At 34.2% G+C, this 13,387-nt stretch carries 14 protein-coding genes and 1 tRNA gene; 2 read left to right on the forward strand and 13 right to left on the reverse strand.

The features are described from left to right. Window positions 1-78: 78 nt before the first annotated feature. Window positions 79-151 (forward strand) — tRNA-Thr (locus tag C7P63_RS08370). 149 nt (window positions 152-300) lie between these two features. Next, window positions 301-528 carry a hypothetical protein gene (locus C7P63_RS08375; RefSeq protein ID WP_125943706.1) on the forward strand — a complete coding sequence of 76 codons (228 nt, stop codon included), beginning with the start codon at window positions 301-303 and terminating at the stop codon, window positions 526-528. A gap of 50 nt (window positions 529-578) precedes the next feature. On the opposite strand, the gene upp is transcribed toward C7P63_RS08375, so the two are convergent. The 13 genes from upp to C7P63_RS08440 all read right to left on the reverse strand — a co-directional run bounded on the left by upp (window position 579) and on the right by C7P63_RS08440 (window position 13,369). Next, window positions 579-1,208 (reverse strand): uracil phosphoribosyltransferase, encoded by a 630-nt coding sequence (gene upp, locus C7P63_RS08380; RefSeq protein ID WP_125943707.1) that lies wholly within the window; start codon window positions 1,206-1,208, stop codon window positions 579-581. An 86-nt stretch (window positions 1,209-1,294) separates the two neighbouring features. Next, window positions 1,295-2,533 (reverse strand): serine hydroxymethyltransferase, encoded by a 1,239-nt coding sequence (glyA, locus tag C7P63_RS08385; RefSeq protein WP_125943708.1) that lies wholly within the window; start codon window positions 2,531-2,533, stop codon window positions 1,295-1,297. A 67-nt stretch (window positions 2,534-2,600) separates the two neighbouring features. Beyond that, window positions 2,601-3,635, reverse strand: coding sequence for an L-threonylcarbamoyladenylate synthase (locus C7P63_RS08390; protein ID WP_125943709.1), 1,035 nt, complete (start codon window positions 3,633-3,635; stop codon window positions 2,601-2,603). Between the two features lie 199 nt (window positions 3,636-3,834). After that, on the reverse strand, window positions 3,835-4,671 hold the full coding sequence (gene prmC, locus C7P63_RS08395; protein WP_125943710.1) for a peptide chain release factor N(5)-glutamine methyltransferase: 837 nt from the start codon (window positions 4,669-4,671) through the stop codon (window positions 3,835-3,837). Further along, window positions 4,661-5,737 (reverse strand): peptide chain release factor 1, encoded by a 1,077-nt coding sequence (gene prfA, locus C7P63_RS08400; protein WP_125943711.1) that lies wholly within the window; start codon window positions 5,735-5,737, stop codon window positions 4,661-4,663. The genes prmC and prfA overlap by 11 nt, the downstream gene beginning before the upstream one ends. A 48-nt stretch (window positions 5,738-5,785) precedes the next feature. After that, window positions 5,786-6,355 (reverse strand): thymidine kinase, encoded by a 570-nt coding sequence (locus C7P63_RS08405; RefSeq protein WP_125943712.1) that lies wholly within the window; start codon window positions 6,353-6,355, stop codon window positions 5,786-5,788. A 150-nt stretch (window positions 6,356-6,505) separates the two neighbouring features. Further along, window positions 6,506-7,150 (reverse strand): amino acid ABC transporter permease, encoded by a 645-nt coding sequence (locus C7P63_RS08410; RefSeq protein WP_243640825.1) that lies wholly within the window; start codon window positions 7,148-7,150, stop codon window positions 6,506-6,508. Between the two features lie 41 nt (window positions 7,151-7,191). Then, complete coding sequence (locus C7P63_RS08415; protein ID WP_125943713.1) at window positions 7,192-8,049, reverse strand: transporter substrate-binding domain-containing protein; 858 nt, start codon at window positions 8,047-8,049, stop codon at window positions 7,192-7,194. 16 nt (window positions 8,050-8,065) lie between these two features. Continuing rightward, window positions 8,066-9,520 (reverse strand): amidase, encoded by a 1,455-nt coding sequence (locus C7P63_RS08420; protein ID WP_125943714.1) that lies wholly within the window; start codon window positions 9,518-9,520, stop codon window positions 8,066-8,068. Between the two features lie 205 nt (window positions 9,521-9,725). Then, window positions 9,726-10,682, reverse strand: coding sequence for a siderophore ABC transporter substrate-binding protein (locus C7P63_RS08425; protein WP_125943715.1), 957 nt, complete (start codon window positions 10,680-10,682; stop codon window positions 9,726-9,728). A gap of 19 nt (window positions 10,683-10,701) precedes the next feature. Then, the gene (locus C7P63_RS08430) at window positions 10,702-11,460 is read right to left on the reverse strand and encodes an iron ABC transporter ATP-binding protein (protein ID WP_125943716.1); all 759 of its coding nucleotides are present in this window, start codon (window positions 11,458-11,460) and stop codon (window positions 10,702-10,704) included. Beyond that, window positions 11,460-12,425, reverse strand: a complete 966-nt coding sequence (locus C7P63_RS08435) for an iron chelate uptake ABC transporter family permease subunit (RefSeq protein WP_125943717.1) — start codon at window positions 12,423-12,425, stop codon at window positions 11,460-11,462. The genes C7P63_RS08430 and C7P63_RS08435 overlap by 1 nt, the downstream gene beginning before the upstream one ends. Beyond that, complete coding sequence (locus C7P63_RS08440; protein WP_125943718.1) at window positions 12,422-13,369, reverse strand: ABC transporter permease; 948 nt, start codon at window positions 13,367-13,369, stop codon at window positions 12,422-12,424. Before C7P63_RS08440 ends, C7P63_RS08435 begins: the two co-directional genes overlap by 4 nt. Window positions 13,370-13,387: the final 18 nt, after the last annotated feature.

Consider the following 13,387-nt stretch of genomic DNA (forward strand, 5'->3'; position numbering starts at 1 on the left):
TTTTTTTGACAGAATCACAATTCTATTTTCCATTATTTTATTGACATTTAACCTAAAAAGGATTTTAATAGATATTAGGCTGGCTTAGCTCAGTTGGTAGAGCAACGCATTCGTAATGCGTAGGTCACAGGTTCAACTCCTGCAGCCAGCATCACACCCTTAAAATTATATAATTTTAAGGGTGTGTTTTTTGTTCTTTAATTGTTATTGTTAGTAAATTAGCTTTATTTTAGTATTTATGCTATAATGTAAGTACATATCTATGTGTTTTATCGAACTATAAAAAAGGAGTGAAGTTTATTGTTCAGACCTACAAAAAGAACTGTATCTGATGAAGGTAAACAGTTTAAACCACAAACCGTTGTTACTTTTTATTTGCATGGACAATTAGAAACAGGCAAAGTTGTCAAACAGCTCCAAAACGCTGCAATTGTAGAAATTAAAGAAACAACTAACAATGATGAAGTTATTTTCCAAACACAAGGAAATACGGTAGTCAGTTATCAAGATTTACATAAAAAATCATAAATCAACTAAAATAAGCTCTTGTCTATAGACAAGAGCTTATTTTTTTATACTTATTTTGTTCCAAATAAACGGTCCCCTGCGTCACCAAGACCAGGAACGATGTAACCATCCTCATTTAGATGATCATCTAAACCAGCTGTATAAATGTCTACATCTGGATGAGCTTCTTGTAAAGCTTTAATCCCTTCTGGAGCTGCTACTAGACAAACAAATTTAATATTGTTACCTCCACGACGTTTCAAAGCATCTACTGCTAAAATAGCTGAACCTCCTGTAGCTAACATTGGATCTACTACAAAAAGCTGACGTGTTGAAATATCAGATGGTAATTTTACAAAATACTCTACAGGCTCTAAAGTATCATGATCACGGTACATCCCAATATGACCAACCTTAGCAGCTGGAATAAGAGATAACATACCATCTACCATGCCAATACCTGCACGAAGAATCGGTACGATTGCCACTTTCTTACCAGATAATTTTTTCTGGGTAGATTTTCCCATTGGTGTTTCAATTACAACATCTTCTAATGGCATATCTCTTGAAACTTCATAAGCCATCAACATTGCAATTTCATTTACTACCTCACGAAATTCTTTTGTCCCACAATTTTTATCACGAATGATCGTTAACTTGTGTTGAATTAACGGATGATCAATTACTTGAAATTTTCCCATATCGATTCTCCTTCAAAATTTATTCTTATCTATTGTAAAGCAAAAAAGAGTGATTGACTAGTCAATCACTCAAAAAAGATTATTTATTATTTATATAGTGGGAATTTTTCAGTAATAGCTTTAATTTCTTTTGAAATATTTTCTAATACAGCTTGGTCTTCATGGTTTAATAACGCACTGTCAATTAATTCTGCAATACGTGTTGCATTAGCTTCTTTAAGACCACGAGTTGTAATCGCTGGTGTCCCTATACGAATACCACTTGTTTTAAATGGACTTAAAACTTCAAAAGGAATCGTGTTTTTATTAACAGTGATGTGAACACTATCTAAAATAGCTTCAGCATCTTTCCCAGTTAAACCATAATTACTTACATCTATTAATAATAAATGATTATCTACATCTCCACTGATTAATCGACCTTTTTCACTTTGATTAAAGACTTTAGCCATTGCTTTTGCGTTTGCCAGCACTTGTTTTTGGTAATCAACAAAGTCCTCGTCTAACGCTTCTTTAAAGGCAACTGCTTTTCCGGCAATAACGTGCTCTAAAGGTCCCCCTTGAATACCAGGGAAAATAGCGCTGTTGATTTTTTTAGCCAATCCTTCATCATTAGTTAAAATAAGTCCCCCACGTGGACCACGTAATGTTTTATGGGTAGTAGAAGTCACAATGTCCGCATACTCTACTGGATTTTGATGTAAACCAGCTGCCACAAGTCCTGCGATATGAGCCATATCTACCATTAATTTTGCGCCAACTTCATCAGCTATTTCTCTAAATTTAGCAAAATCAATGTAACGACCATACGCACTAGCACCAGCAACGATTAATTTTGGTTTAATTTCTCTTGCTTTCAGTCTAACAACCTCATAATCAATCGTTTCACTTGCTGGATTCACTCCATAAGCATGAAAATCATAGGTTTTCCCACTAAAGTTAACAGGTGAACCATGAGTTAAGTGTCCGCCGTGAGTCAAATCCATTCCTAAAACAGTATCTCCAGGTTCTATTAAAGACATGTATGCTGCTGTGTTAGCTTGAGATCCTGAATGGGCTTGTACATTGGCAAATTTGGCATTGAATAATTTCTTAGCTCTTTCAATTGCTAAATTTTCAACAATATCAACATATTCACACCCACCATAGTAGCGACGTCCTGGATAACCTTCAGCATATTTATTCGTTAATACACTTCCTTGAGCTGCTCTGACACCTTCTGAAACAAAATTTTCTGAAGCAATTAATTCAATATTTCGCTCCTGACGATTCTTTTCCATTTCAATAGCATCCCATAATTCTTTATCAAACTCTTTGTAATCCATCCACTTCCACCTCATTTTCACTTTATTCACCTTTATTCTAACAAATAAATGACACAGTGGCTATAGTTTATAGATTTTTCTCATCAAAATATTTTTGTCCAGATGCTTTCTTTAAGCGGTTCATGAAAGCTATTCCTTGACCGTTTTCAGGATAAGTTTCTGAAAAAATAACAGTAGAATCTAATCCTGATTCATCTAAAGCTCTTAATCCAGCAAAAAGCTGTGTCATGGCTGCTGATACATTTCGCTTTTCAGATAATGTATGACAAGCATAAGCATCGGCTCCGTATTGATCAATAATTTCTTGATTAGCTAGTAATCCGTACTGTTGACCAGTGGCTTTTGCCCAGTCAATGGCTGCCTGCCAATTGTTTTTTTGCCAATCAATCATATACACCGGTGTATTAGGAGAGTAGTGTTTGTATTTCATACCTGGGGCTTTAGGAGTTTCCTCTTCTGCTACTAAATGCTTATCCACTAAAACAGTGCCTACAACTTCTGACAACTGTTCTAAAGTAATCGCACCTGGTCTTAAAATCATTGGTAACTCTCCTGTCATGTCCACTACTGTTGACTCAATCCCGACAGTAGTCGCTCCTCCATCTAAAATCCCTTCTATTTTCCCATTTAAATCATGGTACACATGTTCTGCAGTAGTTGGACTAGGTTTACCTGATGTATTAGCACTAGGACCTACTAAAGGATGCCCAAATTGATTTATTAAACGGATAGTTTCTATGTTATTAGGTATTCTGAAAGCAACTGTGGATAAGCCTCCTGTAACAGCTGTTGAAAAAATACCCTCTTTTATTGGAAAAATCATAGTTAAGGGTCCAGGCCAGAATTTTTCTCCTAATTGTTGCGCTTTTTCAGGAAAGTTTTCCACATATTGTTTAATCTCATCTATGCTAGCAACATGAACAATCAAGGGATTGTCACTAGGACGTCCTTTCGCCTGATAGACCCGTTTAACAGCTGTCTCCTGCATAGCGTCAGCTCCTAATCCATAGACTGTTTCAGTTGGAAAAGAAACTAGTCCTCCTTGTTCTAACATTGAGACTGCTTCAGCTAATTCCGAAGGTTTTAAAATTTTTGTTTCCACAGTTTATTCACACCTTTCTACACACCTTAACTCTTAGTTATCAACAGTCTAATTATTTAAGTTATCCACAAATGTGGATAACTTAAATAATTAGACTGTTGATAAAGTTGTGGATTTCTTTTACATCTAGCTATCTCTAGAGTTATTCATGTTTTTTTATCTAGGATTTATTACAAAAGAAAGAATTCATTAGACCTTATTAACAAACACTAATCATTCGGTCTTTCCCTGCTAAATCTTGATGAATTTTAACATGTTTCTCTGGAAAGACTTGTTGAAAAATTTCTTGAACAGCTTTCCCTTGCTGATAACCTACTTCTAATAAAATACCACCATTTTCTGCTAGTTTTCCTTGTATTTGCTTAGCTAATTGCTGATAAATAGCTAAACCATCATTAGCTGCATACAAAGCAATCGCTGGCTCATGGGTTCGCACACTTTCGTCCATTTCTTCCCATTCTTTAAAACTAATATAAGGAGGATTGGCTATCAATAAATCAATCGGTTCCTCAATCGGCTCTAGTAAATTACCTTCTACAAACTGAACAGATACGCCTAATTTTTTAGCGTTTTGACAAGCTACCTCAAGAGCTTCTTTTGAAATATCAACAGCTGTTACTTGCCAATTAGGACATTGTTTTTTTAGAGTAATACCAATAATCCCTGTGCCTGTTCCTACATCCACTACCTTTAAAGGTAACTCCTTAGCAAATGTCTGAATAGCTAAATCCACTAATTCTTCTGTTTCTGGTCGAGGAATTAAGGTATGTTCATTCACAATAAAATCTTCACCGTAAAAAGGAGCATGACCTAGTACGTATTGAACAGGTTCATGTTGAATAATTCGTTGTAACTCATTTTGAATGGCTAACCAGTCTTCTTCTGGTACTTGTTTAGGTAGGTGAGAAATCCATTCTGTTAGTGTAAACCCATAACGTTCCATTAACAAATATTTTGCTATAGTTTTTTCTTGGCCATTCTCTTCTAAAAAAGAAGAAGCCCAATTTAGGACTTCTAAGTAGGTCTTATTCGCCATTTTGCATCTCTTCCAATTTAGCTGTTTGATCATAAATAATTAAAGCATCCACAATCTCACCTAATTCACCTGCTAAAATACGATCTAATTTTTGAATAGTTAAACCAATTCGATGATCAGTCACTCGGTTTTGAGGGAAATTATATGTTCGAATTCTTTCTGATCGATCCCCTGTTCCTACAGCTGATTTCCGACTAGCATCATATTTACTTTGAGCTGCTTGTTGGATATGGTCATACACACGAGCACGCAAAACTTTCATAGCTTTTTCACGGTTTTTAAGCTGAGAACGCTCATCTTGCATAGCTACTACAATGCCTGTAGGTAAGTGAGTCAAACGAACTGCTGAAGCTGTTTTGTTGACGTGCTGACCACCAGCTCCACTAGCATGATAGATATCAGTTCGAATGTCTTTGTCTTCAATATCAATTTCAACATCTTCAGCTTCTGGTAATACCACCACTGTAGCTGTTGATGTATGGACACGGCCTTGAGATTCAGTTGAAGGGACGCGCTGAACTCTATGAGCACCACTTTCATACTTCAATTTAGAGTAAACTTTATCACCAGAAATCATAATGGTCACTTCTTTATAACCACCAATGTCTGTAATATTGGCATCCATCACTTCAAATTTCCACCCTTGGCTTGAAGCATAGCTTTGATACATATTGAATAAATCCCCTGCGAATAAAGCTGCTTCGTCTCCGCCAGCTGCTCCGCGAATTTCCATAATAATGTTTTTATCATCATTAGGATCTTTTGGAATAAGTAAAATTTTAATTTGCTCTTCTAAGGCTTCTTTTTCTTTTTTAAAGTCATTTAACTCTTCTTTAGCTAATTCTGCTAACTCATCTTCTAAATTTTCAGCTAACAACTCTTCAGAATCAGCAATTCCTTGAATGACTTCTTTATAGCGACGATAAACTTCAACCGTTTCTCGCAAATTAGCTTCTTCTTTTGATAATTCCATAAAACGTTTTGTATCTGAAATAACTTCAGGATCGCTTAACAGCTCCCCTAATTCTTCATAACGGTCTTCTACCGCTTGTAGTTGATCGTACATTTTGGTATCTCCTTTTTTATAATCTCCTATTTTGCATCCTAACTATTCCTATAGTGGAGGAGCTAGGTAATGCTTGCGACAAACAGGGAAATAGGCTTCATTCCCACCGATTTGAATTTGTTCGCCTTCATAAACCGGTTTGCCATTTAGTACACGTAAATTCATGGTCGCTTTTTTGTGACAAAACCAACAAATTGTTTTCAGCTCTTCTATTTTATCTGCATAGAGCAATAAATATTTAGACCCTTCAAACAATTCATTACGAAAATCATTTTTTAATCCAAAAGCCATCACTGGAATTCCCAACTGATCCACAATTTGTGCTAACTGTTTGACATGATGTTTTTCTAAAAATTGGGCTTCATCAATGAGTATACAATAAGGTTTAAAAGACAGAGCTTGAATCCAGTCAAAGATATCTGTTTCATGAAAAATAGGGGTAGCTTCTCTTGTTAAGCCAATCCGACTTGAAACAGTCCCAATTCCATCCCGTGTATCAACCCCACTAGTCATTAATACAACAGGCTTATTTTGTTCTTCATAATTGTGAGCAACTTTCAAAATTTCAATCGTTTTACCACTGTTCATTGCTCCGTATTTAAAAAAAAGTTGCGCCATCATAAGTCCCCTTGCTTCCTTATATTCCTATGCTAGTATACTTGAAATTTCAAAAAAAATCATTAAATTGATTGAAAAAGATGAAAGATATTCAGGATTTTTAATTTTTTTCAAAAAAAAGAAAAGAGGATAGGACCCTCTCTTCTTTATTTAATAATGGAATATTTTTTCCAGTCTATTTTGTAAATAGCCTATGCCAATGCAAATTAACCAATAAATAATTGCAACAAGTACGTAAAGAGTCATATAATCAAATTCTCTTCCCCCTATCATTTTAGCTTTTTGAAACATTTCAGGTACCGTAATCATTGCGGCTAAAGAAGTGCCTTTAGCTAAATCCATTGCCACATTGCTTAATGCCGGAATAGAGAGTCTAAAAACTTGAGGTAAGATAATTTTACGAATGATTATCCAAAAAGGTAAACCTAGTGCTCTTGCAGCGTCCCATTGCCCTTCATCAATCCCTAGAATCGCTCCTCGATAGATTTCGGTTAAAAAGGCACTACTAGTCATAGTAAAACAAATGATAACAGCTTGAATAGCCGTTAATTGATAAGGTAGGCCAAAGTACAACATAAACAATAAAACCAATGCAGGAATCCCTCTAAAAAAAGAAATATAGAAGCGAGTCATTAGCTGAAATATAACAGGAGCATATAAATAAACTAAGGTTAGCAGTATAGCCAAAACATTCCCTAAAATAAAAGAAATCAAAGTCAAACCTAACGTATAAGGAATACCTTGCAGTACAACTGGTAAGGAATCTATCATTAACCGTAAATTTATCTTTGGCATATAATTAACACCTAGAATAAAATCATTTAGATCCATTACCATCAATTAACAGATACCTTTCGGTTTACTTTAACTTGAGGTTGTTTCGACACGTCATCTCCAAAAAATTGTTTGGCTAATTTAGACAATGTTCCATCTTCTTCCATGTTGTTAAGCTCTTCATTTACCTGTTGACGTAATATTTTTTGATCTTTTCTAAATAGAAAACCAGAAGATGATGGATTAAAATAAACACCTTCTAAAATTTTAACAGGAATATGAGGTAGCGCATTAACAGACATTTTTTGTAAGTAATAATCATTTAGTATAACATCAGTCCTACCATTTGCAACATCTGTCAAGTATTGATCATTAGTAGCATTGTCATAACTAACTAATGTCGCCCCAAATTTTTCAGCTATTTTCATATACCCTGTACTACTTTCACCTGCCGCTTTTTTCCCTTTTAAATCTTCTAATGAGTGAATTTCAGAGTTATCTTTTTTTCTAACAATCATACTATCAAATGAATGCTTAATTGGAGTGGATAAACTAAATTGTTTGGCCCTTTCTTTATTTAGTGAAAAATCATTGGCTGCTAAATCAATGGTCCCGTTATTAAGCGCAGCAATTGTTCCATCTACATTATATTCTTTAAATTTAACAACAAGATGAAGTCGTTTCGCAATGTCCTTAATAACTTCTATATCATAGCCAGTTAGTTCATTTTTATCATTGTAATAAGAGGTTGGAAACAGCGTACCAGATGTTCCAACTGTTAACGTCCCCTTATTTTGAATAGCCTTCCAACTATTATCTTCTTTTGAAACTTTTTGACTTTTTTCACTACTATTTACACAACCGATTAATCCCATCGTCATTATGCTTAATAGACTAAAAAACACTAATTTTTTCTTCATAGTCAAATATTTTCTCCTATCCTTGGTAGTATTCAGGTAAGATTAATTTATCTTCCCCTTCAAATTCATAACCTATTCGCATTAATAAGTCTTCACGACTTTTAGAGGCCATAAACTGAATTCCAATCGGCAAATTGTCAGGAGTTAAGTGTGTAGGTAAACTAATAGCTGGTTGACCTGTTAAATTAGCTAATTGAGTATAAGGTGTTATGGCTAAACTTTTTTCAAACATATCGTAAACTAACCCACTTAATTCCTTATTAGTTAATTCTTCAGCATACTCACACTGATGCCTAATAACTTCACTTTGCAAATCCTCTCCTAATTTCGGAGCTATATCTGTTGCAGTTGGGGTTAAAAATAAATCAAATGTCTCAAACAATCGTTCCATTACCATAGCTGCTTGATCCCATTTATTCAACATATCCACATATTCTTTTGCTAAAATTGTTTCCCCATATTGGAAAATAGCCCAAGTCATTGGCTCCATATCCTGTTTAGTCAAAGGACGCTCTAATAATCGTGAAATATTAGCCATCATCGCACTCGTTTCACTACCATTCATAGAATAATAACTTTTTATTAAATCAATACCATCAACAGGATAAGGTATTTCTATTACTTCATGTCCTAAACTCTCTAGAAATTTCACTGAATCTTTAACAGCTAATTTTGCCTGTTCGGAAACAGTTAACCCTATAGGCGACTCAGTGGTAAAAGCAATCTTTAAAGGTCGATTACTTTTTCCTATTTTAAGGACATTAGGCGCTAGGTAAGGAGAAGCTTTTGTATTATAATTCATACCATAAAACATTTTTTCAGTATCACGCATAGAGATGGTCAAAGCAAAATTAATAGACGCACCTTGCCAACCTCTAAAGCCATTTGGTCCCGTTGGCATGCTACCACGTGTTGGTTTTAACCCAATTAAACTAGAAAAAGAAGCAGGTATCCTAATTGAACCACCACCATCACTGGCACATGCAATAGGATACATCCCACTAGCTAATGCGGAAGCCGCTCCCCCACTAGACCCACCTGCATGATAATTTTTATTCCAAACGTTGCGAGTAGTTCCGTATAAGGTTGGATCTGTAATATTTTTAAAACCAAATTCAGGTGCATTGGTTTGTCCTAAAGGTAAAAAGCCTAATGTTTCTAGTTGTTTCACATAATTATCTGTTGTAGCTGCGATATTATGTTTAAATAACCGTGAAGAAGAAGTCGCAAGCCATCCCTGTTTATCTTGTCCTAACATTTTCAAAGGAATGGGTACCCCATAAAATGGAGTGTCAATCGCTACTTGTCGTCTATACCAGTCATCTATTGCTTGTTTTTTATTAAAAGTTACCATCGCCTTATAAAGCGGATTAAACCTATTGACTTTGTCTTCAGTTTCCTTTAAAAGCTCATCCACACTTAATCTTTTGTGTTTAATTTGTGTTGACCAAAAAGTCGCATCCTTTACCATTATCTTTCCCCCTTACTAAACTATCGGCAGTATATCATGCATCTAAAAAAAACAATTATTTGTTGCTTATAACTTTCATTTATCCTCTTTTTAAAGAAAAAATGAATTTAAAAAGGCTTATTTAAGCTGTTTTTTAAAAAACAAAATTGTTTTTATGAATTAATAAAAAAACCATTACAAAAGTTTTGTAATGGTTTTTAATTCTTTACTCTAATCCTTTTTTCACATCATCTAACATTAATTTAGTTGACTGTAACCCCCCACCTGATAAATACCATACATCAGGTTGTAAAGAAATAACTCGGTTCTCTTTTCCAGCTACTGTTTGTTTCACTAATTCATTTTCTGCCACATGATTATGACTATCATCTCCACCAATTGCTTTAGTTCGGTCGACTACAAAAATAACATCAGGATTTTGATCTAGTACATATTCATAAGAAACTGATTGACCGTGAGTTGACGCTTCAATTTTATCATCCGCTTGTTTAAAACCAAACGTATCATGCACAATAGCAAAACGAGACCCTTCTCCAAAAGCAGATAATTTCCCTTCGTTGACTAAAGTCATTAACGTACGTCTATTACTTTTTTCGGCTTGCTGTTTCACTTGTTGAATAGCTGTCTCTAGCTGGCTTATTTCTTTCTTAGCTTGTTGTTCTTTACCAAAAATTTTCCCTATTGTCTGAATATTTTCACTTGTTGATTGAAATACTCGAGTACTATCTACTCCCAAATAAATAGTAGGAGCAATTCGGCTAAGTTGTTCTTTAAAATCTTCTTGACGACCAGAAATAATAATTAAATCCGGTTGTAACTGATTGATTTTTTCTAAATCTGGCTCTTTAATGCCTCCTACTGATTCTGTCTTGTCATAGGACTTTAAATAGTTAGGTAAATTTTGAGTAGGAACTCCTACAACCTTACTTCCCTCTCCCAACTCATCCATTGTATCTAAAGAACCCATATCAAACACTACTACTGATGTTAAGTCTTTTTTTATTTTAACTTCTTCTTGTTGCTGATCTTTTATGGTAATAAATTCTTCTTGTGGCTTAGTAGACTCTGCTTGTTTTGCCCCACTTTTATCACTGCCACATCCTGTTACTAATAATCCAATTGCCATTAAACCAATTAAACTTCCTAATAATTTTTTCTTCATGCTATTCCTCCACTATTATTTATTCATTAAAATATAAACAAAATCGTTTTCCAGCTAACTCGCACACTTGAATATTCATCTCGTATAACTCATCTAACACTGGTTTTTGAATCACCTGTTCTGTTATATCATGATAGACCACTTGACCTGCTTTCATCGCTACAATTTCATCAGCATAACTTGAAGCAAAATTAATATCATGAAGAACAATCACCACGGTCTTCCCTTTTTCATCTACTAATCGTCTTAACACTTTCATCAACTGCGCAGCATAACTCATATCTAAATTATTTAACGGTTCATCTAATAAAATATAATCTGTATCCTGAGCCAAAATCATGGCAATATAGACTCGTTGCAATTGTCCACCTGATAGTTCATTAATTTGTCTATCCGCTAAATTGTCTAACCCTAAATAATGTAAAGCCTCTTCAATTAGCCGGTGATCTTCCTCTGTTAAACGCCCTTGACTATAAGGAAAACGGCCAAAAGAAACCAATTCTCTAACAGTTAACACTAAATCAATTTGATTACTTTGCTTTAAAATCGCTAATTTTTTAGCTAACTCTTTTGATTTAAATGTAGTAATCTCATTGCCTGAAATATATATATCCCCACAATCTTTTTCCAGTAAGCGACTCATCATAGATAATAACGTACTTTTTCCAGCTCCATTAGGTCCAATAAACGCTGTTAGTTTATGCTCTGACAGTTTTAGATTAACTTCTTGCACAACTTCTTTTTGCCGATAAGTTTTTGAAACATTTTGTATATACATTACTGACTACCTTTCTGATAAGTTTTCCAAATAAAATAAATTCCGCCAACAAATTCAATCATGACACTAATCGTAGTATTCCAATGAAACACATGTTCCACCATAAATTGTCCCCCAACAAGTAGAATCAGGCTGATCAAACTACTTCCTATAAATAAATACTTATGCTGGTACTCTTTCATAAAAGAATAGGTTACATTGGATACAATAAACCCTAAAAAAGTTACAGGACCAACTAATGCAGTTGAAATAGCGACTAAAACACTAACCACAATTAATAATTTTTTTTGAAATACTGGCACATTAATCCCTAAGTTAATTCCATGATCTTGTCCTAAATGTAAAACGTCTAAGTGAGCAGACATTCGAAATAAGTAACTAACACCTAATATTAATAAAAGACCTGATACTGCTAGTAAATCTACTTCTACTTTAGAAAAGCTGGCAAATAAAGCTCCTTGCAATTTGTCAAATTCATTGGGATCCATTAACACTTGAAAAAATGTACTCAAACTAGTTAAAAAACTTCCTAAAATCATGCCAATCATTAACAAAAGAAACAAATTATGGCCGCCTTTTTTTAATAAAAAACTAATAAGACTGGTGCTCATGATTACCATAATCAGTACATTCACTGCGAACACTAATAATTTATATGGATAGAGTTGGTACATGACTTGCCCAAAACTATAAAATAAAATAGTTTGTATTAACAAATAAAGAGCATCTATCCCTAAAATATTTGGAGTTAAAAAATGACTATGAGTAACTGTTTGGAAAGTAATCGTACTAAAACTAATAGCAACTCCCACAATAATAAAGCCTAGTATTTTTTTACCACGCAGAGCTAAAGCAAACTCCCAGTTACCATAAGTGTGATATGTAAGATAAATAAGCATAATAGCTACTGCTACGAAAAATAGAGTGCCTAATAAAAAAACTCTTGATTTCATCTTCTGTTTCATTTATTTACTCCTTTCCATAGTAAATAAATAAAAATTAAACTACCTAATATGCTGACAATTAAGCTAACAGACACCTCATAAGGAAAAATAACTACTCTGGCTATAATGTCACATAAAATTAAAAATAAAGAGCCAGCTACTGCTGTAATAGCTAAAGTTTCTTTCATTTGGTCTCCATAGTAAACGGAAATAATATTAGGAATAATAATGCCTAAAAAAGGTAATGTTCCCACAGTTACTAAGGTGACACTGCTGGCTAACGCTACAATAGTCATACCAATTAGTTGAACTAACCGATAATTTAAACCTAAATTGATAGCTAAATCCTCCCCTAATCCACTAACCGTTAAGGGATAGGCATATAAATAAGCCACAATCAATAAAGGAACGGATAAATAAATAAGTTCATAATCACCTTTTGTCACTGTAGCAAAATTTCCTTCAAGCCAAGTAGAGATATTTTGAATTAATTGTTTCTTGTAAGCTATAAATGTAACAAATGAACCGATGACATTTCCAAACATTATTCCTAAAAGCGGTACCATGATAGGATTTTTTAAAGACATCTTTTGCAGTAACCACATGAATAACAAGGTACCAGTTAACGCAAAAATAAAAGCAACGACTGATCTAGTTAATATTGAAGCTGTAGGAAAGTACAACATAGTCACTAGAATACCTAGCCTAGCACTATCCATAGTCCCCACTGTAGTTGGTGACACAAATTTATTTTGAGTCAAATGTTGCATAATTAATCCAGACACACTTGCAGTAGCTCCTGCAATCATCAAACTAACGGTTCTAGGAATTCTGGTTTGCCACAAGATAAATTCTTGCTGCACATTTAAATGAAATAAATCTGTTATTGGAATACTATGAACACCTATAAATAAGGAACTAACTGCTGCTATCATCAAACCAATCAAGAGAATTCCTTTTTTCAAAACATCTTCTCCTTTCTC

It is taken from the genome of Vagococcus humatus (genome assembly GCF_003950325.1).
Lineage (GTDB): Bacteria > Bacillota > Bacilli > Lactobacillales > Vagococcaceae > Vagococcus_C > Vagococcus_C humatus.